At 72.8% G+C, this 23289-nt stretch carries 20 protein-coding genes and 1 pseudogene; 3 read left to right on the plus strand and 18 right to left on the minus strand.

Translation table 11 applies throughout. The features are described 5' to 3' along the window. The 14 genes from ACY8FT_RS04730 to ACY8FT_RS04795 form a co-directional block, all read right to left on the minus strand. Nucleotides 1–234, minus strand: coding sequence for a hypothetical protein (locus ACY8FT_RS04730; RefSeq protein WP_462417770.1), 234 nt, complete (start codon nucleotides 232–234; stop codon nucleotides 1–3). A gap of 27 nt (nucleotides 235–261) precedes the next feature. Then, entirely contained in the window at nucleotides 262–1764 is a 1503-nt protein-coding gene (obgE, locus tag ACY8FT_RS04735) for a GTPase ObgE (protein WP_462417771.1), read from the minus strand. A gap of 85 nt (nucleotides 1765–1849) precedes the next feature. Then, nucleotides 1850–2806: a beta-ketoacyl-ACP synthase III gene (locus tag ACY8FT_RS04740; protein ID WP_462417772.1), complete on the minus strand. Its 957-nt coding sequence runs from the start codon at nucleotides 2804–2806 to the stop codon at nucleotides 1850–1852. A gap of 103 nt (nucleotides 2807–2909) precedes the next feature. Beyond that, the gene (gene rpmA, locus ACY8FT_RS04745) at nucleotides 2910–3176 is read right to left on the minus strand and encodes a 50S ribosomal protein L27 (protein WP_462417773.1); all 267 of its coding nucleotides are present in this window, start codon (nucleotides 3174–3176) and stop codon (nucleotides 2910–2912) included. A gap of 45 nt (nucleotides 3177–3221) precedes the next feature. Continuing rightward, nucleotides 3222–3530 carry a 50S ribosomal protein L21 gene (gene rplU / locus ACY8FT_RS04750; protein WP_462418398.1) on the minus strand — a complete coding sequence of 103 codons (309 nt, stop codon included), beginning with the start codon at nucleotides 3528–3530 and terminating at the stop codon, nucleotides 3222–3224. A 277-nt stretch (nucleotides 3531–3807) separates the two neighbouring features. Beyond that, nucleotides 3808–6585: an Rne/Rng family ribonuclease gene (locus ACY8FT_RS04755; protein WP_462417774.1), complete on the minus strand. Its 2778-nt coding sequence runs from the start codon at nucleotides 6583–6585 to the stop codon at nucleotides 3808–3810. A 325-nt stretch (nucleotides 6586–6910) separates the two neighbouring features. Beyond that, a complete protein-coding gene (rodA, locus tag ACY8FT_RS04760) occupies nucleotides 6911–8182 on the minus strand; it encodes a rod shape-determining protein RodA (RefSeq protein WP_462417775.1) in 1272 nt (423 codons plus the stop codon). Further along, nucleotides 8179–9132 carry a bifunctional riboflavin kinase/FAD synthetase gene (locus ACY8FT_RS04765; RefSeq protein ID WP_462417776.1) on the minus strand — a complete coding sequence of 318 codons (954 nt, stop codon included), beginning with the start codon at nucleotides 9130–9132 and terminating at the stop codon, nucleotides 8179–8181. The genes rodA and ACY8FT_RS04765 overlap by 4 nt, the downstream gene beginning before the upstream one ends. 10 nt (nucleotides 9133–9142) lie before the next feature. Continuing rightward, nucleotides 9143–10171 carry a tRNA pseudouridine(55) synthase TruB gene (gene truB, locus ACY8FT_RS04770; RefSeq protein ID WP_462417777.1) on the minus strand — a complete coding sequence of 343 codons (1029 nt, stop codon included), beginning with the start codon at nucleotides 10169–10171 and terminating at the stop codon, nucleotides 9143–9145. Next, nucleotides 10158–10589 (minus strand): 30S ribosome-binding factor RbfA, encoded by a 432-nt coding sequence (gene rbfA, locus ACY8FT_RS04775; protein WP_462417778.1) that lies wholly within the window; start codon nucleotides 10587–10589, stop codon nucleotides 10158–10160. The genes truB and rbfA overlap by 14 nt, the downstream gene beginning before the upstream one ends. 121 nt (nucleotides 10590–10710) lie before the next feature. Next, nucleotides 10711–13641, minus strand: coding sequence for a translation initiation factor IF-2 (infB, locus tag ACY8FT_RS04780; RefSeq protein ID WP_462417779.1), 2931 nt, complete (start codon nucleotides 13639–13641; stop codon nucleotides 10711–10713). 80 nt (nucleotides 13642–13721) lie between these two features. Then, a complete protein-coding gene (locus tag ACY8FT_RS04785; protein WP_462417780.1) occupies nucleotides 13722–14132 on the minus strand; it encodes a YlxR family protein in 411 nt (136 codons plus the stop codon). Between the two features lies 1 nt (nucleotide 14133). After that, nucleotides 14134–15183, minus strand: a complete 1050-nt coding sequence (gene nusA / locus ACY8FT_RS04790; RefSeq protein WP_462417781.1) for a transcription termination factor NusA — start codon at nucleotides 15181–15183, stop codon at nucleotides 14134–14136. Between the two features lie 43 nt (nucleotides 15184–15226). Then, nucleotides 15227–15709: a ribosome maturation factor RimP gene (locus tag ACY8FT_RS04795; RefSeq protein ID WP_462417782.1), complete on the minus strand. Its 483-nt coding sequence runs from the start codon at nucleotides 15707–15709 to the stop codon at nucleotides 15227–15229. Between the two features lie 151 nt (nucleotides 15710–15860). Here ACY8FT_RS04795 and ACY8FT_RS04800 point away from each other — a divergent pair, with 151 nt between their 5' ends. From ACY8FT_RS04800 to ACY8FT_RS04810, 3 genes are read left to right on the plus strand one after another with little or no spacing between them, the layout of a single operon-like run. Further along, nucleotides 15861–16763: a hypothetical protein gene (locus ACY8FT_RS04800; RefSeq protein WP_462417783.1), complete on the plus strand. Its 903-nt coding sequence runs from the start codon at nucleotides 15861–15863 to the stop codon at nucleotides 16761–16763. Nucleotides 16764–16813: 50 nt separating this feature from the next. Further along, entirely contained in the window at nucleotides 16814–18193 is a 1380-nt protein-coding gene (locus tag ACY8FT_RS04805) for a CapA family protein (RefSeq protein WP_462417784.1), read from the plus strand. A 23-nt stretch (nucleotides 18194–18216) separates the two neighbouring features. Then, complete coding sequence (locus ACY8FT_RS04810) at nucleotides 18217–19536, plus strand: CapA family protein (RefSeq protein ID WP_462417785.1); 1320 nt, start codon at nucleotides 18217–18219, stop codon at nucleotides 19534–19536. Between the two features lie 57 nt (nucleotides 19537–19593). Here ACY8FT_RS04810 and ACY8FT_RS04815 read toward each other — a convergent pair whose 3' ends face one another. The 4 genes and pseudogenes from ACY8FT_RS04815 to ACY8FT_RS04830 form a co-directional block, all read right to left on the minus strand. Then, nucleotides 19594–20382, minus strand: coding sequence for a TSUP family transporter (locus ACY8FT_RS04815; protein ID WP_462417786.1), 789 nt, complete (start codon nucleotides 20380–20382; stop codon nucleotides 19594–19596). A gap of 15 nt (nucleotides 20383–20397) precedes the next feature. Further along, nucleotides 20398–22188 carry a proline--tRNA ligase gene (locus tag ACY8FT_RS04820; RefSeq protein WP_462417787.1) on the minus strand — a complete coding sequence of 597 codons (1791 nt, stop codon included), beginning with the start codon at nucleotides 22186–22188 and terminating at the stop codon, nucleotides 20398–20400. A 66-nt stretch (nucleotides 22189–22254) separates the two neighbouring features. Continuing rightward, the gene (locus ACY8FT_RS04825) at nucleotides 22255–22662 is read right to left on the minus strand and encodes an FGGY-family carbohydrate kinase (RefSeq protein ID WP_462418399.1); all 408 of its coding nucleotides are present in this window, start codon (nucleotides 22660–22662) and stop codon (nucleotides 22255–22257) included. Between the two features lie 66 nt (nucleotides 22663–22728). Further along, nucleotides 22729–23273: pseudogene (locus ACY8FT_RS04830) on the minus strand (FGGY family carbohydrate kinase); the annotation flags it as partial. Nucleotides 23274–23289 lie beyond the last annotated feature (16 nt).

Genomic DNA, 23289 nt, shown 5'->3' on the forward strand with positions numbered 1-23289 from the left:
TCAGCGACGACCCGCCGGACGACGTCGGGTGCGACGGTGACGCACGTGGTCCGCGGCGAACTCCTCGTCCTCCGGGTTCATCGGCACGGCGTGCCGGAACTGCCAGAGGATGAGCAGGAGCGCCATGAGCGCCGCCAGGGCGATGACGCCGAACCAGATGGGGGCGAAGGGAAGCGACGGCCCGTGGTGGGCGGCTTCCTCGGCCTCGGAGATGACCGCGAGAACGTTCTGCATGTGGGGCATCCTACCGGCCGGCAGCCGTCAGTCGTCGTCGGTCCAGACGCCCGCGCGGCGCTCGGCCTCCATCTCGCGCCGCACGTCGCTCTGCGCGTCCTTGCGGGCGTGGAAGGCCTCTCGTTTCTCGGCACGGGTGGGCCGGTGGGACTCCTCCAGCCGCAGGTCCGAGCCACGCGACCCGAGGTGCTCGGCACCGGCGGAGATGGTCGGCTCCCAGTCGAAGACCACGCCGTCACCGGGACCGATGACGACCGTGTCCCCCGCGACGGCACCGGCCGCCACGAGCTGCTCCTCGACACCGGCCCGGTTCAGCCTGTCGGCCAGGTAGCCGACGGCCTCGTCGTTGGCGAAGTCCGTCTGCCGGGTCCAGCGCTCCACCCGGTCACCCACCACGCGGAAGAAGTGACCTTCGTGGCTGTTCTCACGACTGACGGTGAAGCCGGCGTCGTCCTTGGCGCGGGGACGCACCACGACCCGCTCGGGCTCGACCGGCGGCAGGCTCTCGCGGTGGGCCGCGACGTGCCGCGCCAGCGAGTACTTCAGTGGCTCCAGGCCCTGGTGGGCCACCGCGGAGACGACGTGCACCTCGACCCCGCGCTCGCGGAGCATGGGCTCGACCATCTCGGCGAGCTCCCGGGCCTCGGGGACGTCGGCCTTGTTGAGCACCACCACGCGGGTGCGCTCGGCCAGTGGGCGGCCGCCCAACGACTCGTCGGGCACGTACTGCCGCAGCTCGGCCTCGATGACGTCCAGGTCGGTGAGCGGGTCGCGCCCCGGCTCGAGGGTCGCGCAGTCGACGACGTGCACGAGCACGCCGCAGCGCTCCACGTGGCGCAGGAACTCCAGGCCCAGTCCCTTGCCCTGCGCGGCCCCGGGGATGAGGCCGGGGACGTCGGCCACGGTGAACCGCTCGTCGCCGGCGGTGACCACGCCCAGGTTGGGCACCAGCGTGGTGAAGGGGTAGTCGGCGATCTTGGGGCGGGCGGCGCTGAGCACGGAGACCAGCGACGACTTGCCGGCCGAGGGGAAGCCGATGAGGGCCACGTCGGCCAGCGTCTTCAGCTCGAGGACGACCTCGGTCTGCTCCCCCGGCTCACCGAGCAGGGCGAAGCCGGGCGCCTTGCGCTTGGTGGTGGCCAGGGCCTTGTTGCCGAGTCCACCGTGCCCTCCCTCGGCGGCCACGAACCGTGTGCCGTCGCCGACCAGGTCGGCGAGCACCTTGCCGGCCCGCGTCTTCACGACCGTCCCCTGGGGCACCTTGAGCACGAGGTCCTCCCCCCGTGCGCCGTTGCGCTCGTCCCCCGCACCGGGCTGACCGTTCGGGGCGCTGCGGTGCGGACCGCGGTGGTACTCCAGCAGCGTCGTCACCTGCGGGTCCACCTCGAGCACCACGTCCCCGCCGTGGCCGCCGTTGCCGCCGTCGGGCCCGCCAAGCGGCTTGAACTTCTCCCGGTGCACGGAGGCGACACCGTGCCCGCCACTGCCAGCGGTCAGGTGGAGCACCACCCGGTCAACGAAGGTCGTCATTGGTCTGCTCTCCTGCGGGGATCTGGCGCCCTGGGGCGCTCTGGTGGTGGCCATCCTCTCACCGAGGGGAGGTGGCCGGTCGTTCTCAGGGCAGGTCGACGACCTGCCCTGCCCAGGCGAAACCGCCGCCGAACCCGACGAGCAGCGCCCGGGCACCGGGCCGGACGCGGCCGGACTCACGCACCCGGGACAGCGCGAGCGGGATGCTCGCCGCCGAGGTGTTGCCCGAGGAGGTCACGTCGGTGGCCAGGACCGCGTCCTCGCGCAGGCCCAGCTCCTCGGCCAGCGGCTCGATGAGCCGCAGGTTGGCCTGGTGCGGCACCAACAGGTCGACCTCGTCCATGGACACGCCGGCCGTCCGCAGGACCTCGCGGGCGATCTGCGGGGCCTGCTCCAGCGCCCAGCGGAACACGGCCCGACCATCCTGGGCGAAGGCCTCCGGCCGCGGACCGACGCGGACCGCGTCGACCATCTCGGGAACCGAGCCCCAGGCCACGGGCGAGACGCCCGCGCGCTCGGCGGCCCGCAGCACCACCGCGCCGGCGCCGTCACCGGTGAGGATGCAGGTGGTGCGTTCGGTGTAGTCCGTCCAGCGCGTGAACTCCTCGGCCCCCACCACCAGGGCGGTGCGGGCACTGCCGCAGCGGATGGACTGGTCGGCCACGGCCAGTGCGTGGGCGAAGCCCGAGCACGCGGCGCCGAGGTCGAACACCGCGGGAATCCTCATCCCCAGGCTGGCCGACACCCGACCGGCCACGCTGGGCGAGCGCTCCTCCGCGGTGCAGGTGGCCACCACCACCAGGTCCACCTCGCCGGCCTCCACACCGGCGTCAGCCAGGGCGCGGCGCCCCGCCTCGGTGGCCAGGTCGGCCACCGTCTCACCGTCGGCCACCCGGTGGCGGGTGCTGATCCCGGTGCGGCGGCGGATCCACTCGTCATCGGTCTCGACGAGCTGCTCGAGATCGGCGTTGGTCAGGACGCCCTGCGGACGGTGGTGGCCCGTCCCGATGATGCGGCTTCCGGGGTGACGGTCGAAGGTCATGGCGACTCCGGGGGGGGCGAGGGGGACGGCCCACGGGGGCCGGGACGCCCGAGAGGGGGCGGAGCCAGTGGCCCCGCCCCCTCTCGGGCGTCTGGTCGGTCGGTCAGACCGCGGCGGCGTCGGCGCCCACGATGGACACCGTCTTGCGACCGCGCTTGCTGCCGAACTCCACGGCACCGGCCTGGAGCGCGAACAGCGTGTCGTCCTTGCCGCGGCCCACGTTCTCACCGGGGTGGAAGTGGGTGCCGCGCTGACGCACGATGATCTCGCCGGCGTTGACGAGCTGGCCACCGAAGCGCTTCACGCCGAGGCGCTGCGCGTTCGAGTCACGACCGTTCTTGCTCGAGGACACACCCTTCTTGCTTGCCATGTCGCTTCTCCCTGCGTTCTGCTGAAGTTGGAGTCCGAGGACCGATCAGGCGTTGATCGCGGTGATCTTGACCTCGGTCAGCGGCTGACGGTGACCCTGGCGCCGCTTGTAACCGGTCTTGTTCTTGTACTGCTGGATGGTGATCTTGGGGCCCTTGGTGGCACCCACGATCTCGGCCTTCACGCTCGCCGAGGCGAGCTTGTCGGAGGCGGCGGTGACGGTGGAGCCGTCGACGAGCAGGAGCGGCTGCAGGTCAATGCTCTCGCCGGGCTCACCGGCCACCTTGTCGACGGTGAGCACGTCACCGACGGAAACCTTCTCCTGGCGGCCACCGGCGCGGACGATCGCGTACACGTTGAGCTCACTCTCTGGTCTGCTGGACAACTGGTTCAGGGTGTTCGTGACGCCCTGGGAGAGACGGACCCGCGAGGAAGCGGTCCCGCGCCACACGGATCGTGACGAACAACGGCACTCCACCTGCTGCACCGTGGAGACCGCGGTCCCGTCGTATCGCCTGACCTCCTGCGCCCAAACGGGCGAGGACGCCGGGACTTCCCGGGTGACTCCGACTCCTGGGTGCCCCACGGATGGGTGCGCCGACGTTCTACTTTACACGCAGCGGGGAGTCGGCTCAAGCCGACGTGGCACCGTCACCCTGCGGCGACACGGCCCGACGTCGCGCGCGCTGCCGAACGGTGCTCTCCCGGGCCACGCCGGCACCACCGGCGACCGTGGTCGTCGGCGCGGGCTGGGCCTCCACCGTCACCGACGGCGCCCCGCTCTCCGTGCGGGCCACCCTCCGACGGGTGCTCCGGCGCGCCGGGGTCGCGGTGGGAGCGCTGCCCTCGGTCGGTGCCACCTCCGGGGCCGCTGCCCCATCGGTGGACGTGCTCGGGGCCTCGTCGGACGGAGTCGGACGCGGCCTGCGCCCGATCCGGCCGGTGACCGCGGGGGCCTCGGCGGTCTCCGGAGTCGCCTGCTCCGGGCTCCTCCCACGGGCCCGGCCCTTCTCGCGCGCGGGCTCGCGGTCCGCCTCCGGGGTGGGCGCCTGCTGCTCGCCGCGCCCCGTCGACGGGGTCTCGCCCTGCTGGTCGGGGCGCTGCTCCTGCTCGGGGGCCGCATCGCCGGTCCGGTGCATGGTCTCCGCCCGGGACACCGGCACGCCTCCCTCGGTCTCACCCTTCAGCGCCGCGGCGTGCACCGCTCGTGCGATCTGGGCGACCGACGGGCCGGACGGTCGCTGCGTCGTCTGCTGCGAGCCCTGCTGCCCCTTGCGCTGACCGCCGGCACCCTGGTTGCCACGGTTCTGGCGACGCGACCCCCCGCCCTTGGGTGGCACCGGGGCGTCCTGGACGACCAGGCCGTGACCGTCACAGTGGTCACAGGTCTCGCCGTAGACCTCCACCAGGCCGCTGCCCACGCGCTTGCGCGTCATCTGGACCAGGCCCAGCGAGGTCACCTCGGCCACCTGGTGCTTCGTGCGGTCACGCGCCAGGCACTCGACCAGGCGACGGACCACCAGGTCGCGGTTGCTCTCGAGCACCATGTCGATGAAATCGACGACGATGATGCCGCCGATGTCACGCAGCCGCAGCTGGCGGACGATCTCCTCCGCGGCCTCGATGTTGTTCTTGGTGACGGTCTCCTCCAGGTTGCCCCCGGAGCCGACGAACTTGCCGGTGTTCACGTCGATGACCGTCATCGCCTCGGTGCGGTCGATGATCAGCGAACCACCCGAGGGCAGCCACACCTTGCGGTCCATCGCCTTGGCGATCTGCTCCTCCACCCGGAAGCGGTCGAACAGGTCCTGCTCCCCCGACCAGCGCTCGAGCTTGCTGGAGAGGTCCGGGGCCACCGCGTCGATGTAGCCGTTGACCGCCTCCCAGGCACGCTCACCGGACACGATGAGCCTGCCGAAGTCCTCGTTGAAGACGTCGCGGATGACGCGCACCGTCAGGTCGGGCTCCTCGTGCACCATCACCGGGGCCGAGCCCTTGGCCTGGGTCCCGGAGATGCGCTCCCACTGCGCGCTGAGCCGCTCGACGTCGGAGCGCAGCTCGGCCTCGGAGGCGCCCTCGGCGGCGGTGCGCACGATGACCCCCGCGTCCGCCGGCACGACGTCCTTGAGGATCTTCTTCAGCCGGGCCCGCTCGGTGTCCGGCAGCTTGCGGCTGATGCCGGTGGTCGTGTTGCCCGGCACGTAGACCAGGTAGCGCCCCGGCAGCGAGATCTGCGCGGTCAGGCGCGCACCCTTGTGCCCGATCGGGTCCTTGGTCACCTGGACGAGGACGGCCTGGCCGGGCTGCAGGGCGGCCTCGATCCGCTTCTGCTCGCCCTTGGGCAGGCCCGCGGCCTCCCAGTTCACCTCGCCCGCGTAGAGCACGCCGTTGCGGCCCTTGCCGATGTCGACGAAGGCGGCCTCCATGGAGGGCAGGACGTTCTGGACGCGGCCCAGGTAGACGTTGCCGACCATCGTGGTCTCCTGCTGGCGGTCGATGTAGTGCTCCACGAGCACGTCGTCCTCCAGCACGCCCACCTGCGTGTAGGTCTCCGACTCGCGCACCAGCATGGTCCGCTCGACGCTCTCGCGGCGGGCGAGGAACTCGGCCTCGGTGAGCACGGTGCGCTTGCGCCCGGCCTCACGCCCCTCGCGACGGCGCTGCTTCTTGGCCGCCAGGCGGGTGGAGCCCTGCACCTTGGTCACCTCGTCGGTGGCCTCGGAGCCCTCCTGCTCCCCCTGGCCCGAGCCCTCGCCCCGGCCGCGGCGACGCCCGCCGCGGGAGCGCTTGCGCGCCCGACGGGAGCTGCTGCGGGACCTCTCCTGCTCGTCCCGGTCGGAGGCGGAGTCCCGCTCCTGCTGCTCCGAGCCGTCGGACTGCTCGTCCGCCTCGCCGGCCCCGCCGCGCTGACCGGAGTCCTCCCCCTGGCCGCGCCCGCGTCCGCCCCGGCGACGGCGGGCCCGACGACCGCCCTGTCCGTCGCCCTCCTCGTCGCCGGACCGGTCCGAGCGACCCGGGGGCTCCTCGTCCTCCGACGTCGTCGTCTCGTCCTCGTCACGCTGACCACGACGTCGGGAGCGGCGCTCGGGGCGCCGCCGGCGCGAGCCCTCGTGCTCCGGTTCCTCGTCCTGGCGGGTGTCCTCGTCGCGCTCGTCCTGTTCACGACCCTCGTCACCGGGGGCGTCGTCCCGGCCACCGCGACGTCGCGAGCGGCCCTCGCCCCGGCCGCGTCGGCTCCCGGACTCGCCCTCGTCACCGCGACGGCCGCGCGCCGGGCGCTCCTCGGGCTCGGGCCCGCTCTCCTCGCGGTCGGACCGGGAGTCGTCGCGCCGCGAGCGCAGCGCCTCCGGGTCAGGCGCCTGGAAGAGCAGGGCGAAGGATCCGGGCTGCTGGTTCTGGTCCGCGTCCACGTGGGACCTCCCCTGCGGGAGGGTCGCCACCCCTACCGGGCGACGGAGTCGGCTCCTCGGCCCGGCGCGGCCGTCCGCGCAGTCGTTCGTGCCGCCCTCGGCGGCGAAAAGCTTGGGGTACGGCGTGGCTCGCGCGAGGCGCGTCACCCACCGCCGGCGCGCTTACGCAGGCACTCGCTGCCCGGGAGTTCACACCGGGTACGGGCCCTGGGGTGTCGGGGCACGTACCGAGGAGAAGTGTTGCACACCGCCCCCGGGGCCTCGCGGGTCCCGGGGGCGGTGTGCGCTGCCGGCGGGCCGCGGTGGCGCCGCGGCCGGTGCGGGCTCAGTCCGTCTCGCGGCTCCCGATGGCCAGCGCGTTGAGCAGCCCCACCGCGATCCAGCAGGCGAACATGGACGACCCGCCGTAGCTGACGAAGGGCAGTGGAACACCGGTCATCGGCATGAGGCCCATCGTCATCCCGACGTTCTCGAAGGTCTGCACACCGAACCAGCAGGCGATGCCGATGGCGACCAGGCGCGGGAAGACGTCCTGGGTGCGCTGGGCGATCTGCAACGCCCGCAGCACGACGAAGGCCACGAGCAGGATGGTGAGCAGGCCGCCGACGAGACCGAACTCCTCGGCCACCACGGCGAAGATGAAGTCGCTCTCGGCCACCGGCAGGTAGCCGCCCTGGGCCTGGGCCCCCTGCAGAAAGCCCTGGCCGAAGAGTCCGCCCGAGCCGACCGCGACCTTCGACTGGATCACCTGGTAGCCCGCGCCGCTTGCGTCCTCCTCCGGGTGCAGGAAGGTCGTGAGTCGCTGCATCTGGTGCTCGGCCAGCAGTCCGCTGGTGATCGCGACGGTCGCGACGGTCACCGCGCCCACCAGCGCGGACAGGATCCACCAGCGATTGGCCCCGGACAGGGCGACCACACCGAAGCCCATGGCCGTGATGACCAGGCCGGAGCCCAGGTCGGGCTGCAGCATGACCAGCCCGAGCGTCAGGAAGACCAGCGCCCAGGCAAGCACCACCTGCACCCACCCCGGTTGGGCCACCTTCGGTCTCAGCCGGTCGCTGAGGATCGCACCAAGCCCGAGGCACAGCGCGATCTTCATGAACTCCGTGGGCTGGATGGTGAGTCCCCCACCCACGACGATCCACGACTTCGCTCCCGCGATCGTCGAGCCGATCAGGAGGACCAGCACGAGCCCTGCCCAGCCGAGCAGGATGAACCACGGTGTGAGGCTGCGCAGCCGGTAGATGTCCAGACGGGAGACCAAGGCGCAGAGCACGAGGCCCAGCACCAGGTTGAGCAGGTGCTTGACGCCCGTGGAGACACCGGCGTCGGAGTGCGTGGTGCTGTAGACGGCCAGGCCGCCCAGCAGGCTGAGCGCCAGGCAGACGCTGACCAGGGGCCAGTCGGTCCGCTCCAGGATCCGCTCGACCGCGGGCTGCTCGCGGGGCAGGTCGCTCGGCCGGGCCGCACCCGCCGGGGCGGCGTACCGGTGCGGCACGGCGGTGGAACGGCCCTCCTCCCCCGACGCCTGCGGCAGGACGCTGCGGGAGCGGGCGGGGTGGGTGCTGGGCGAGGCCTCCGGGAACGCGCCGCTCATGCGAGCACCTCCCGGGCGGCCGCGACGTCCGCGGCCATCTGCTCCACCAGCGGCTCGACGCCGTCGAACCGGACCATGCCCCGAAGCCGGCGGACGAACTCGATGCTGACCGGCTCCCCGTAGAGGTCGAGCTCGCGGTCCAGGACGTGGGCCTCCACGGTGCGGCGCTGCCCGTCGAAGGTCGGGTTGGTGCCCACCGACACCGCGGCGGGCAGACGGCGTTCGGGGGCCTCCTCGGGCAGGCCGGAGCGAACCAGCCAGCCGGCGTAGACGCCGTCGGCCGGCACCATGCCCTCGGCGTCCGCCGACAGGTTGGCCGTCGGGTAGCCGAGCTCCCGCCCGCGGTGCTCACCGTGCACGACCGTGCCGCGGACGGCGTGCCAGCGCCCCAGGTGCTCCTGGGCACGGTCCGGGTCGCCCTCGCGCAGCGCCGTGCGCACGGCCGTCGAGGACCACCGCGTCACGTCGTCCTCGCCGTGATCGTCCAGGACGACCACCTCGAAGCCGAGCTCCTCACCCAGCTCGCGCAGCGTGTCGACGGTGCCGACGTTCCCCCGTCCGAACCGGGAGTCGCGCCCGACCACGATGCGGCGCATGCCGAAATGGCGCAGGTAGGTCTCCTGGACGAACTCCCGCGGACCCTGGGCCGCCAGCTCGTGGGTGAAGACCTGGGCGACGGCCACGTCCACCCCGGCGCCCTCCAGGAGCTCCAGCCGCTGTTCCAGGCTGCAGACCGCCTCCGGCGCGCGCTCCGGGTGCAGGACCTCGAGCGGGTGCGGGTGGAAGGTCAGGACCACCGAGGCGAGGTCGTGCTCACGTGCCTCGGCGACCAGCCGTGAGAGCACGGCCCGATGTCCCCGGTGCATCCCGTCGAAGGTGCCGATGGTGACGGCGGTTCCTCGGCGACGGATCTCATCGGGGACCTGGTCGGGGTGGGTCAGTCTCAGCACGGCGGGAAGTCTACGACCCGGAACCGGTCGCCACGGGGAAAACCGTCACCGGCCTCCACCGTCGACCTGAGGGTGAGACCACGGCCACGAGCTCTCCGGCGGGGTCGAGCAGGGCGGCCCGCTCCTCCCCCGCGTCCGGCGCAGGACCCTCTCCCCGCCAGGTGGGCTGCGAGGCAAGCTCCACCTGCTGGCCGTTGCGGACCCGGGTCACGGTGGCGTCCCCCAGGGCCGCCACGGGCAGGACGCGGCGCGCCACCTCTCCCATCGGCAGGACCGGCAGGTCACGGGGCAGGGTGTCGCCCTCGCGGGCGGCGACCAGGTCATCGAGGGGAGCCGCGTCGTCCAGGGTGAAGCCGCCGACGGCCTCCCGGCGCAGCGCCACCAGGTGGGCGGCCGAGCCGAGCGCGACCCCGAGATCCCGCGCCAGGGCGCGGACGTAGGTGCCCGAGGAGACCCTCACCCGGATGTCGAGGTCGAGGGTCTGGGTGCCGGAGTCACCGGTCGAGGCACGGACCCCCAGGAGGTCGAAGGACGACACGGTCACCGGGCGCGCCTCGAGCTCGACGTCCTCCCCGTCGCGGACCCTCGCGTGGGCCCGTTTCCCGTCCACCTTCAGCGCGCTCACGGCGCTGGGCACCTGCTGGATGCTGCCGGTGAGCCCCCCGATCGCCTCCCGCAGGGGCGCATGGTCGTCGACCAGCCGGTCCCGATCGGCGACCCCCGGGGTGGTGGTGAACTCGCCCTCGGCGTCCTCGGTGGTGGTGGCCTCCCCCACCCGGACGGTGGCCGAGTAGGTCTTGTCGGCCCCGACGAGGTGGGTCAGCAGCCGGGTGGCCCGCCCGACGCCCACGAGCAGGACGCCGGTGGCCATCGGGTCCAGCGTGCCGGCGTGCCCCACCTTGCGCGTCGCACAGAGCCACCGGCAGCGCGACACGACCCCGTGGGAGGTCGGCCCCGCCGGCTTGTCGACGACGAGTAGGCCGTCGGGCGCGGGATCCGGCCGGGGTACCCGGCCGGCGGGTCGCTCAGTCCTCGTCATCCGCCGGCTTCTTGTACGGGTCCTCGCCGCCGGCGTACTGCGCCCCGGCGTTCTCGGCCGCGCGACACTCGTCCTCCTCCTTGGCGCGGCGGAGCACGTCCTCCAGGTGGGCCGCGTCCTCCGGCAGGGCGTCGTGCACGAACTCCAGCGAGGGGGTGAGACGGATGCCCAGCCCCCTGCCCACGAGGGTGCGCAACCTGCCCCGGTTCTTCTCCAGGAGCTCGGCGGTGAGCTCGCGCTGGGCGTCGTCGCCGAGCACGGTCCAGAACACCGTGGCGTGCTGCAGGTCCGGCGTCACGCGGGTGTCGGTGATCGTCAGCATCCCCAGGTCGGGGTCCTTGACCACGGCGGCGACGTTCTCCGCGAGGATGTCGCGGATGCGCTCGGCGATCTTGCGGGCGCGTGCGGGGTCGGCCATGGGGCACCTTCTTCCGGTGGAGGGACTGGCGTGGGGGGCCCAGCCTAGGTCAGGCCCCACACGGCCGCAGGGGCCGCACCCGGTGTGGGTGCGGCCCCTGCGGCGAGACGGTGGGAGCGCGTCAGTCGCGCGGCTTCTCACGCATCTCGTAGGTGGTGATGAGATCGCCCTCCTGCACGTCGTTGAACGTGCCGAGGTTGATACCGCACTCGAAGCCCTCGCGGACCTCGGTGACGTCGTCCTTGAAGCGACGCAGGCCGGTGAGCTCGAGGCCCTCGGTGAGCACCACGCCGTCGCGGGTGATGCGCGCCTTGGCGCCACGGCGGACCTCGCCGCTGCGGACGATCGAACCGGCGATGTTGCCGAACTTCGAGGAGCGGAACACCTCGCGGATCTCCGCGGTGCCGGTCTCCACCTCCTCGTACTCCGGCTTGAGCATGCCCTTGAGGGCCTGCTCGATGTCCTCGATCGCCTGGTAGATGACCGAGTAGTACCGGATCTCGACGCCCTCGCGCTCGGCGTAGTCGGCGTTCTGGCCCTCGGCCCGCACGTTGAAGCCGAGGATGATCGCGTCGGAGGCCACCGCGAGGTTGATGTTGTTCATCGTGATGGCACCGACGCCGCGGTCGATGATCCGCAGGTCGACCTCGTCGCCGACGTCCAGCTGCAGGAGCGCGTCCTCCAGGGCCTCGACCGAACCCGACACGTCACCCTTGAGGATGAGGTTGAGGGTCTCGACCTTGCCCTTGGCGAGGGCCTCGTTGAGGTCCTCGAGCGAGATGCGCTTGCGGGCCTTGGCCAGCGAGGCCTGCCGGTCGGCGGCCTCCCGCTTCTCGGCGATCTGGCGGGCCGTCCGGTCGTCCGGGGCCACCACGAAGGTGTCACCGGCCCGGGCGACCGTATCCATGCCCAGCACCTGCACCGGACGGGAGGGCAGGGCCTCCTCGACGTTGTTGCCGTGCTCGTCGAGCATCGCGCGGACACGACCCGAGGACGAGCCGGAGACGATCGCGTCCCCGACGCGCAGGGTGCCCGAGGTGACCAGGACGGTCGCCACGGCGCCGCGGCCACGGTCGAGGTTCGCCTCGATCGCGACACCGCGAGCGTCCTTGTCCGGGTTCGCCCGCAGCTCCAGGGCCGCGTCCGCGGTGAGCAGCACGGCCTCGAGCAGGCTGTCGATGTTCTCGCCCTGCTTCGCGGAGACGTCGACGAACATCACGTCGCCGCCGTACTCCTCGGCGATCAGCTCGTACTCGGTGAGCTGCTGGCGCACCTTGGCGGGGTTGGCCCCGGGGACGTCGACCTTGTTGACCGCGACCACGATCGGCACCTCGGCCGCCTTGGCGTGGTTCAGGGCCTCGATCGTCTGCGGCATCACACCGTCGTCGGCCGCGACCACGAGGATCGCGATGTCGGTGACCTTCGCACCACGGGCACGCATGGCCGTGAAGGCCTCGTGACCCGGGGTGTCGATGAAGGTCAGCGCACGCTCCTCGCCCTCGTGGTCCGTGCGGACCTGGTAGGCACCGATGTGCTGGGTGATGCCACCGGCCTCGCCGCCGCCGGTGTCCGCGTTGCGGATGGCGTCCAGCAGGCGGGTCTTGCCGTGGTCGACGTGACCCATGACGGTCACGACCGGCGGACGGGGCTGCAGCACGTCGTCGTCCTCGGCGGCCTCCTCTGCCTCGAGGTCAATGTTGAAGGAGCTGAGCAGCTCGGCCTCCTCCTCCTCGGGGGAGACCACGCGGATGTCGTAGCCGAGCTCCGAGCCGAGCACGCCGAAGGTGTCCTCGTCGAGCGACTGCGTCGCCGTGGCCATCTCACCGAGGTGGAAGAGCACGGTCACCAGGGCCGCGGGGTTCGCGTTGATCTTGTCCGCGAAGTCCGTCAGCGAGGCACCACGGCGCACCGTGATGACGGTCGAGCCGTCACCACGGGGCACGTTCACGCCACCGGGCGTGGGTGCCTGCATCTGCTCGAACTCTGCGCGCTTCGCGCGCTTCGACTTGCGCGCCTTGCGCTTGCCGCCGCCGCGACCGAAGGCACCCTGGGTGCCGCCGCGACCGCCGCGACCACCGCGCGGACCACCGACGGGGCCACCGCCGGGACGCGGTCCACCGCCACCGGGGCCACCACGGCCCCGCTGCGGGCGCTCGCCCGGACGCGGCACCGCGGCCTTGCCCGGCATCATGTTCGGGTTCGGGCGCGGCCCACCGCCGGGGCGCGGCCCCGGGGTCGGGGCGCCGCCCTCGGCGGGACGACGCTGACCGCCGCCACCGGGGCCGGCAGGGCGGGGGCCGCCCGGCTTGCCCGCACCACGGGCACTGCCCGGCTTGGGCATGCCCTGGCTGGGCGCGAACGGGTTGTTGCCCGGACGGGGGCCGCCCGGCTTGCCCGCACCACGGGCACTGCCCGGCTTGGGCATGCCCTGGCTGGGCGCGAACGGGTTGTTGCCCGGACGGGCGGACTTCTGGCCGCCCGGCTTCGGGCCGGCAGCCGGCTTGGGCCCGGGCGTCGCCTTCGGGCGCGGGCCGGGGGTCGGGGCACCGGCGCCCGGCTTGGCCGTGCGCTGCTCGGCCGGCCGCTCGGAACGGCCGGCGGACTCAACCGAGCCCTGACGGGGCGCCGGGGCGCCCGGCTTCGGGGCACCGGACGGTCCGGCCGGGGTGGGTGCTGCCTCCGCAGCGACGTCGCCGCCACCGGCAGCGGGCTTGGGACCCGGCGTCGCCTTCGGACCCGGCTTCGGGCCGGGGGTGGCCGGGGTCGGCCGGTCGGCGGGCTTCGCCTCCGCCTTGGGACCCGGCTTGGCGCCTGACTTCGGGCCGGGCTTGGCGCCGGGCTTCGGGGCGGCCTTCTTCTCCCCCTGGGAGGGGGCCGAGTCCGCCGGCTTCGCGCCAGCGGGCGGGTTGTCGCGCACCTTGCGCACGACGGGGGCTTCGACGGTCGACGATGCCGACTTGACGAACTCGCCCTGTTCCTTCAGGTGGGCCAGCAGCTCCTTGCTGGTGACTCCGAGCTCCTTCGCGAGCTCGTGGACCCTGGGCTTTGCCACGTTTCTCCTGTCTGGCCCTCGCCAGGCAGGCGGGGCCGTCGTCAGTACTGGGTGCTCATCGCTGAGTACTCATCGGGTGCTCATCGCGTGTGTCCCGCTTCCATGTCCTGTCCTCTCGTCTGCTCGTCCGAGGCCGTGAGCCCTTGCGCCCACGTGATGACCTCGCCGAGGTCGACGTCGCCCGGGAGCCGCAGGGCTCTCGGGATGGCGCGCCGTTGCACAGCGCGCTCCACGCACGCGCGGTCCGGGTGGAGATGTGCTCCGCGACCGGGGAGTCCGCGCGACAGGTCCGGCACCACACGCGTGCCGGACCGTCCAGCTGTCCGACGCCCGGACCGCTCTGCGCCGCCCTCCCCGTCGGCCTCCGGGCGGGCCGGGGCAGCGGGGACTGCGGCGAGGCGGACGAGCGCCTCACGGGGGGCCCTGTCGCGACAGCCGATGCACGTGCGCACCGGCTGACGGACGACGGGGTCACCCGCACGACCATCCATCTTAACCCGCCTGGTGCCCCGCGCCCGACTCCGACCCGGGGACGGCGGTCGCCACCGGCTGCCCGGTCGCGCCGTGGTCGGGCTGGATGTCGATGCGCCAGCCGGTGAGGCGGGCCGCCAGGCGAGCGTTCTGCCCCTCCTTGCCGATGGCCAGCGAGAGCTGGTGGGCCGGCACCGTCACCCGCGCCGAGCGGGTCTTCGCGTCCACCACGGTCACCGAGCTCACGGTCGCCGGCGACAGGGCGGCCGCCACGAAGCGCTCCGGGTCCTCGTCGTGGTCGACGATGTCGATCTTCTCGCCCTGCAGCTCGTTCATGACCGCCCGGACGCGGCCGCCCATCGGCCCGATGCAGGCACCCTTGGCGTTCACGCCCGACTGGGTCGCGCGCACGGCCACCTTCGAGCGGTGACCCGCCTCCCGGGCGATCGACTCGATCTTGACCGTGCCGTCGGCCACCTCGGGCACCTCCAGCGCGAACAGCTTGCGCACCAGGTTCGGGTGGGTGCGCGAGAGCCCGATGATCGGCCCCTTCATGCCGCGCTTGGCGTGGATGACGTAGCAGCGGATGCGCTCGCCGTGGCGGTACTCCTCCAGGGGCACCTGCTCGGAGGTCCCGAGCAGTCCCTCGATGGTGCCGAGGTCCACGTGGATGGCGTGGGGGTCGCTGCTCTGCTGGATGACCCCGGCGACGATGTCGCCCTCCTTGCCCTTGAAGTCACCCAGGACGGCCTCGTCCTCGATGTCGCGCAGGCGCTGTCGGATGACCTGGCGCACGGTGAACGCACCGATGCGGCCGAAGTCCGCCGGGGTGTCGTCGAACTCGGGGCCGGCCTCGCCGCGCGTCCCGTCCTCGAGCAGGGGCGCGTCCTCGCGCGCCCACACGACCACCTGGCCGCTCTTGCGGTCCAGCTCCACCCGAGCGTTGCGACGCCCGCCGGCCTCGTGCCGGTAGGCCTGCAGCAGAGCGGCCTCCAGGGACGGGACGAGCACGTCCAGGGGGATGTCGCGCTCGCGCTCCAGGTCGCGGAGCACTGCCATGTCGATCTTCATCTTCTTCTCCTCGCACGGCCCCGAGGGGCACGGACATCTGGGGTCAGCGGCGGAACTCGACCTGCACCGTGCCGGTGCCGGCCTCGGCGAGCCCGAGGGTGCGGCCGTCCTCCAGCACGATGCCGGAGTCGTCCACCCTCACGACGCGGCCGGTGAACGGCTCCCCCTCCGGGGGCCGGAACTCGACCAGGCGCCCCACGGCCCGGCGGAAGTGCTCACGGGCCGTCAGGGGACGGTCGACCCCCGGGGAGCTCACCTCGAGCGTGTACGGCTGCTCACCGAAGGGGTCGTCGGCGTCGATCGCCGCACTGACCGCCTGGGTCGCCTCCGCGACGTCGTCCAGGGCGACCGGCTCCAGCGCCGTCGAGCCGTCGTCGTCGGACGGCAGGGCCGGCTCGACCAGCACGCGCACCACCGAGCGCCGCCCGGCCGGGGTGATCACGACGTCGGGGACCTCCAGGCCCAGCGGGGCCACGGCCCGGGTGGAGATCTCCTGCACCTTCTCGGCGCGTTCTGCGAGTGCCACGGGTGCCTCCTGGTGCCGCCGCCGGGGCAGCTGTTCTCGAGTGGGATGGACCGGCGGGGGGCGCCGACTTGTGTCCCCGCATGCTACTGACCGGTGGGGCTCCGGGCGAGCCGGGACGCCCCCGCGGAGGGTGGCGTGTCATCATCGGGGCGTGATGAGCCGCCCCCAGCACACCCAGATCCCCTCCCCGCAGCACCGGGGAACCGTCTCCCGCCGCACGTGGGTGGGGGCCACGGCCGCCGGCCTGCTGCTGCCCGGCGGGCTCTCCGCCTGCAGGGGCGGCGGCAAGGACGGCCGCGAGGACGAGGCCTCCGGCGAGACGGTCCTGCAGCTGCTGCAGAGCGGCGCCCGCTACGCCATGGCCACCTCGCTGGAGCACGGCTCCCGGACGCGGTGGGTGACCGAGGGCCTGCAGAAGCAGGTGAAGCACCTGGTGGAGAGGACCGGGGCCGTCGAGATCGACGAGAAGAAGGTCCTGAAGCCCGAGGTGAACGGCGACGTGGCCAAGGGGCTGCTCGCCTCCGCCGACGCGATCCTCCCCCGGCTCCACGAGGCCGGCGACGACCTCCGCCTGGCCACCGACATGGTGGCCTGGTGGATCGGGGCCGCCCACGTGGTGAACCCCCGCAGCCCCCTCGTGGCCGTGCCCAACGACTGCGCGGAGCAGGCCGCACGCGCCATCGGCTCCCTGCACGAGATCACGTGGGCGATGGAGGTGCTCACCACGCGGCTGGGCGCGGACGCCCGACAGCGCAGCCGGCGTGGGATCGGTCACCTGCAGAACGTGCGGCGCGTGGTCGAGACCCTCGCCGGCGACGCGGGGCCCGAGCAGCAGGTCGCCTACTCCATGCCCCGCGAGGCGATGGACAAGAAGAAGCAGGGCGACCGCTTCCGCCACTTCCTGGACCCGTGGGCGAAGGAGCTGCGCGGGCAGATCGAGGAGTACGGGGACGACGCCAAGGGCGTGCACCTCTCGACGGTCCTGCTGGGCACGGCCACGGGTCTGCTCATGGACTGGAACGACCACAGCACGCCGTCCACGCCGAAGGCGTGAGGCGGCCACACCGAACAGCCGGCCAGAACAGCACCACCGAGGGGGAAGACATGGCGGACCGCCGCACCCAGCTGACCACCACGCGACGGATTGCTGCGGCGACGCTGGCGGGAGCCCTCGCCCTGACGGCCTGCGGCGGCGGCGAGCAGGAGCAGCCCGCTGGCGGGAGCACCTCCCCCGCCGGCGAGGACTCCCCGGCGCCGGAGGGGGACGGCACGGCCCCGGAGGACTCCGCCGCGGCATCGACACCCGAGGAGTCCTCGAGCGCGTCGGAGGGAGCCGCGTCCTCCTCCGACACGGGTGGGACGCAGGAGTCGGGGTCCTCGGAACCGGAGGCCTCCGGCTCCGACTCGGACGCGGACACCGGGTCGGGCGGGAAGGGGTCGGACGGTGCCGGCGCCTTCACGGTCGTGACCTCCGGGGACATGCTCACCCACTACGTCCTGCAGGAGCGGGCCGACGAGCTCGAGGACGGCCCGGGCTTCGCCTTCGACGGGATGCTCTCCGAGGTGGCCCCGGAGATCTCCGAGGCCGACCTGGCCCTCTGCGGTCAGGAGACCCCGCTCGCCCCCGACAACCAGGACCTCACGGCCAGCGCCGGCACCTTCGAGTTCAACGCCCCGCACGAGCTGGCCGCGGCCATGCAGGAAGCCGGCTACGACGCCTGCACGACGGCGACCAACCACACCTTCGACCGCGGTGTCCAGGGCGTGAAGGACACCCGGAAGGTGCTCCGCGACCACGACATCGAGCCCGTCGGCCCGGTGCCGCCCGGCGAGGAGGGCCCCGGGCACCCGGTGCTCCTGGAGGCCGGGGGCGCCACGCTCGGTGTGCTGTCGTACAGCTACAACACGCTCAACTCCCTGGGCGTGGAGTCCAACCCGGAGCAGCCGTGGATGGACCCGCACCTGTACCGGGGTCGCAAGGCCGCCGGCATCATCGAGGACGCCGAGAAGGCCAGGAAGGCCGGCGCGGACGTCGTGATGGTGCAGCTCCACTGGGGTGCGGAGTACCAGCAGGCCCCCACCGAGGAGATGCGCGACATCGCCCGCACGGTGCTGGAGGACGGCGCCGTCGACTCCATCGCCGGTGCGCACGCCCACGTGGTGCAGCCGTGCGAGACGATCGACGGCCGGACCGTCGCCTACGGCATGGGGAACTTCCTCTCCGAGCAGGGGCCCAACCGCTACCCGGCCACCCCGGCGGCGACCCAGGACGGTGTGCTGCTGCGCTGGACCTTCACCCCGCACGAGCAGGGCGGTTCGACGGTCTGGGAGCAGGAGCTGGAGTACCAGCCCACCTTCGTGACCCGACCGGACTTCGTCATCGAGCCGGCGAGCAGCTCGAAGCACCCCGAGTCCCACCAGCGCACCGTCCAGGCGATGACCTCCCTGGGCGACGGTGCCTGCGACGCGACCCTGATGGACTGACCGAGACACGAGGACTGACCACCATGCGCTCCACCACCCTCCGCACCTCCTTCGCCCTGGCGGCCGTGGCCGGCCTCTCACTGTCGGCCTGCAGCCAGGGGACGCCCTCCGGCGAGGACTCCGACAGCCCGTCGACCTCGCAGGAGCAGTCCGGCGACACGGGCGGCACCGACGGCGGCTCCGGGTCGGGCACCCCGTCCGACGACGCCTCCTCCAGCGACGCGCCCTCCGACGGCGGGTCGACCGGCGGGTCGCCCTCGGACGGCGGCTCCGGCGAGCCGGCCGCGAAGGGCACCTCGTTCACCCTGGTGAGCACCGGGGACGTGCTGGTGCACTCCGACGTCATCAAGCAGGCCAAGGCGAATGCCGACGGCTCGGGCTACGACTTCGCCCCGATGTTCGAGGAGGTGAAGCCCTGGCTCGACGGCGGTGACGTCACGATCTGCAACCAGGAGACCCCGCTCTCCCCCGACAACAAGGACCTCACCGACAGCATGAAGATCGCGGTCTTCAACACCCCGCACGAGCAGGCGGACGCGCTGTCGGGGGCCGGTGTCGACGCGTGCAGCACCTCGAACAACCACACCCTCGACCAGGGCGAGAAGGGCATCGCGGACACCCGGAAGATCATGGAGGAGGCAGGGGTCACCCCCATCGGTCCGGCGGAGGACGCCAACGGTGGCCAGCAGGGCGACGGGTCCGACAACCCGGTGCTCGTGGACGCCGGGGACCAGAAGGTCGGTGTGCTGACCTACTCCTACAACGTCGCGAACCAGGGCATCTCCGAGGAGCTCTCCAGCCACCCGTGGATGGAGAAGCACATGTGGTTCGCGCAGAAGAAGAAGGGGATCGAGGAGCAGGCCGCCCAGGCGCGCGAGGAGGGCGCCGACGTCGTCGTGGCGGTCATGCACTGGGGCCAGGAGTACTCGACCCCGCCGCGGCCGGAGCAGGAGGATCTCGCGAAGCAGCTGCTCGAGGGCGACCAGGTCGACGCGATCGTCGGGCACCACGCCCACCTGCCGCAGCCCTGCGCGACCATCAACGACAAGACGGTCTTCTACGGGCTGGGCAACTTCCTGTCGGCCCAGCGCAAGAAGCCGACCAACGGCTTCCCCCCGCAGGTGCAGGACGGCGTGATCGCCGGCATCACCTTCACCGCCGACGGCGAGGGCGGCTGGGACCAGCAGGCGAGCTACCAGCCGACGACCGTCACCCAGCCGGAGTTCGTCATCGAGCCGGCGACGCAGGAGGAGCACGCCGAGTCCTTCGCGCGCACCAGCGAGACGATGAACCGGCTGGGTGACCAGTCGTGCGACGCGGAGCTCATGCAGCCGAAGGGCTGAGGCACACGCGTGTGGGGTCCGGGTCCCGGTCGGGGCCCGGACCCCACACTTCGGTGCTCACAGGTGGGTGGCCGCGAGGTCCCAGCCCAGACGCAGCAGGAACGCGCCGACGACCACCATGAAGACCACCCGCACGAAGGGACCGCCCCGGGCCACCGCGGTCCGGGCCCCGAGGTAGCCGCCGACGACGTTGCCGGCGGCCATCACCGCACCGACCTTCCAGACGACGGCCCCCATCGGGATGAAGACGACCAGTGCCGCCAGGTTGGTGGCGAGGTTGGCGAGCTTGGCCTTGGCGCTGGCGGCCAGGAAGTCGAAGCCGAGCAGCCCGACCAGGGCGAAGACGAGGAAGCTCCCCGTGCCCGGCCCCAGGGCGCCGTCGTAGAAGCCGATGACCGCCCCGGCGAGCATGGCCACGGCCAGGTGCCGGTGGCCGTCGAAGCGCAGGCGCGCCTCCCGCCCCAGCTCCTTCTGCGTGAGCGTGTAGGCGCCCACGAGCAGCAGCACCACCATGATGATCGGGGTGAAGGCCTCCTGCGGGATGGCCGAGGCCACCCGGGCACCCAGGAAGGAGCCCGCGAACGCCAGGACGGCCAGCGGCACCGCCGTGCGCAGGTCCGGTCTGACCCGCCGGTAGTAGGTGGTGGCGGCCACCGAGGTCCCCGCGATCGCGGCGATCTTGTTGGTGGCCAGCACCTGCACCGGGGCCGCCTGGGGCAGACCGAGCAGCAGGGCGGGCAGCTGGACCAGTCCCCCGCCACCGACGACGGCGTCGATCCACCCCGCCAGCACCCCGGCGGCGAACATCAGGCCCAGCAGCGTGAGGGTGACCTCGATCTCAGGCACGCGTCACCCCCGCGGTCACCGGCCGCGGACCTCCGCGACGACGGCGCCGACGGCCTCGTCGACAGGCACCTGGGTGGCCTCGCCGGAGGCACGGTCCTTGACCTCGATGCGGCCCTCGGCCAGGCCCTTGCCCACCACGACGATGGTGGGCACGCCGATCAGCTCGGCATCCTTGAACTTGACGCCCGGGGAGACCTTCGGCCGGTCGTCCAGCAGCACGGTCAGCCCCTGCTGCTCGAGCTCGGCAGTGAGCTCCTCGGCCCTCTCCAGCACCGCGGCGTCCTTGCCGGTGGCCACGACGTGCACGTCGGCCGGGCTCAGCTCGCGCGGCCACACCAGGCCGATCTCGTCGTGGTGGGTCTCGGCCACGACGCCCACCGCACGGGTGATCCCGATGCCGTAGGAGCCCATCTGCACGGTGACGAGCTTGCCGTTCTGGTCCAGCACCTGCAGGCCGAGGGCCTCGGCGTACTTGGTGCCGAGCTGGAAGATGTGCCCCATCTCCACGCCCCGGGCCAGGCTCAGGGTGCCCTCGCCGGTGGGGCTGGGGTCGCCCTCCCGGATGGTGGCCGCGTGGACGGTGCCGTCGGCGGTGAAGTCACGGCCGTGCACGAGGTCGAACACGTGCTTGCCGTGCTCGTCGGCACCGGTGATCCACGCCGAGCCGGGCGTGACCAGGGGGTCGAGCAGGTAGCGGATGCCGGTGGCATTCTCCTCACCGAGCACGCCCGGGCCGATGTAGCCCTTGGCCAGGGCCGGGTGCTGCTCGAAGTCGGCGGCCTCGAAGGGCTCGACCTCCGCGGGGGCCACCTGCGCCTCGAGCCGCTTGGCGTCGACCTCGCGGTCGCCGGGCAGGCCGATCGCGAGCGGCTCACGGGTGCCGTCGGGGTGCACCAGCACCACGACGACGTTCTTGAGCGTGTCGGCCGCGGTCCACTCCCGACCGTCGGCGCGGGGGTGGTCGGCGTTGGCCGCCGCGACCAGCGTCTCGATGGTGGGGGTGTCGGGGGTGTCCTCGACGTGCGCGGCCGGCAGGGAGCCCCAGAGCGCCTCGCGGGCGGCCTCGTCGGCCGGCATCTCGACGACCGGCATGCGCACGGCCTCGACGTTCGCGGCGTACCCGGAGGCGTCACGGACGAAGGTGTCCTCACCGGAGTCCATCACCGCGAGGAACTCCTCGGAGGCCGACCCTCCCATCGCGCCGGAGTCGGCGTGCACGGCGACGTAGTCGAAGCCGAGCCGGTCGAAGACGCGGACGTAGGCCTCACGGTGCTTCTGGTAGGACGCGTCCAGGCCCGCCTCGTCGACGTCGAAGGAGTACGCGTCCTTCATGATGAACTCGCGGCCGCGCAGCACGCCGGCCCGCGGACGCGCCTCGTCGCGGTACTTGGGCAGCATCTGGAAGAGGGAGACGGGCAGGTCCTTGTACGAGGTGTACAGATCCTTCACCGCGAGGGTGAACATCTCCTCGTGGGTGGGGCCCAGCAGCATGTCGGCGCCCTTGCGGTCGACCAGCCGGAAGAGGTTGTCGCCGTACTCGGTCCAGCGGTCGGTGGCCTCGTAGGGCTCGCGCGGGAGCAGCGAGGGGAAGGCGAGCTCCTGGTCGCCGACGGCCTCCATCTCCTCGCGGACGATGCCCTTGACCTTCTCCAGCACCTTGAGGCCCAGCGGCAGCCAGGTGTAGACGCCCGGGGCCGCGCGACGCACGTACCCGGCGCGGACAAGCAGGCGGTGGCCCGGCAGCTCGGCGTCGGTCGGGTCCTCCCGCAGGGTCCGCAGGAACAGGGTCGACATCCGCAGCGCCATCGGCTCAGCCTCTCGAGAATCGGGTGCGCCCGGCCGCGCGCCGGGCGGGGACGAGGTTACCCGCCGTCACCGCGCACGCAGCACCTCCGCCGCGCGCGGCAGCCGCTCCAGGGTGTCGGCCACCTGGTCGCCCAGCCGGTCGTAGCGGGCCACCCGCTCCGGGTCCGGCTCGATGACCTCCTCCTGCCCGGTGAGCGTCTCCTCGTCGGCCAGCAGCTGCAGGGCCGCGTCGAGGTCCGGGGCGAGACCCAGCGCCCGGGCCCCCAGGGCGGCCGCTCCGAGACCGGAGCCCTCGGCACCGGCGGCGACCACGAGGGGCCGGTCGAGCACGGCCGAGAGCACGTCCCGCCACAGGTCGCTGCGGAACACTCCCCCGGTCGCCCGGATCTGCTCCACCGGGTGCACGGTCTCCAGCTGCCGCAGCACGGTCTCGACCTGCAGCGCGGCACTGGTGCCGATGGACAGGCCAGCCACCCCGGACTCCAGTGTCCCGGCCGACCAGTCGCCGGTGCGCAGGTCCAGCAGCCCGGTTCCGCTGGCGCTGGACAGCTCGGTGACCAGCGTGCCGGTGAGGTGGTGCAGCACCACCTCCTTGAGCCCGGCCCAGGCCCGCACCCGGGCGGTGAGCTCCGACTCGTTCTCGGCGAACCAGAGGGTCTTCGCCAACGGCGAGAAGGGGTGCACCGGGGTGCCCGAGCGCTCGTGCAGCTCGGTGTCGACGCCCTGTTCCACGAGGCGCTCTGCCTGCGGTGCGGCCCGCCCGTCGGCCCAGGTCACCAGCGGGGTGAGCGGCCGCAGCTCGTCGTCCAGACCACCAGGCCGTGCATCGCGGTGCTCACCGACAGGCAGGCCACCTGGCTGCCGGCCACCCGGTGGGCGCACTCGGCCAGGGCGGCCCCGAACGCGGCCAGCACGGTGGGCACCTCCTGCACGGCCCACCCGGGCTGTGGCCGCAGCAGCGGGTACTCGCGCTCGACGACCTCCCGGTAGGGCGAGCCGACCCCGAAGGCCGTGACCTTGGCGGCGGTCGTGCCGACGTCGATTCCGATGACGACCCGGTGCGGAGGGGTGTTGCGTGCTGCCATGGGTGCTCATCGAGGG

Source organism: Kytococcus sp. Marseille-QA3725 (assembly GCF_054950055.1).

Excerpts from the sequence above, each read along its gene's own strand:
- ACY8FT_RS04730 (WP_462417770.1), bottom strand. The coding sequence starts at position 234 with ATGCAGAACGTTCTCGCGGTCATCTCCGAGGCCGAGGAAGCCGCCCAC.
- obgE (WP_462417771.1), bottom strand. The coding sequence starts at position 1,764 with ATGACGACCTTCGTTGACCGGGTGGTGCTCCACCTGACCGCTGGCAGT.
- ACY8FT_RS04740 (WP_462417772.1), bottom strand. The coding sequence starts at position 2,806 with ATGACCTTCGACCGTCACCCCGGAAGCCGCATCATCGGGACGGGCCAC.
- rpmA (WP_462417773.1), bottom strand. The coding sequence starts at position 3,176 with ATGGCAAGCAAGAAGGGTGTGTCCTCGAGCAAGAACGGTCGTGACTCG.
- rodA (WP_462417775.1), bottom strand. The coding sequence starts at position 8,182 with ATGAGCGGCGCGTTCCCGGAGGCCTCGCCCAGCACCCACCCCGCCCGC.
- truB (WP_462417777.1), bottom strand. The coding sequence starts at position 10,171 with ATGACGAGGACTGAGCGACCCGCCGGCCGGGTACCCCGGCCGGATCCC.
- rbfA (WP_462417778.1), bottom strand. The coding sequence starts at position 10,589 with ATGGCCGACCCCGCACGCGCCCGCAAGATCGCCGAGCGCATCCGCGAC.
- ACY8FT_RS04785 (WP_462417780.1), bottom strand. The coding sequence starts at position 14,132 with ATGGATGGTCGTGCGGGTGACCCCGTCGTCCGTCAGCCGGTGCGCACG.
- nusA (WP_462417781.1), bottom strand. The coding sequence starts at position 15,183 with ATGAAGATCGACATGGCAGTGCTCCGCGACCTGGAGCGCGAGCGCGAC.
- ACY8FT_RS04805 (WP_462417784.1), top strand. The coding sequence starts at position 16,814 with ATGGCGGACCGCCGCACCCAGCTGACCACCACGCGACGGATTGCTGCG.
- ACY8FT_RS04810 (WP_462417785.1), top strand. The coding sequence starts at position 18,217 with ATGCGCTCCACCACCCTCCGCACCTCCTTCGCCCTGGCGGCCGTGGCC.
- ACY8FT_RS04820 (WP_462417787.1), bottom strand. The coding sequence starts at position 22,188 with ATGGCGCTGCGGATGTCGACCCTGTTCCTGCGGACCCTGCGGGAGGAC.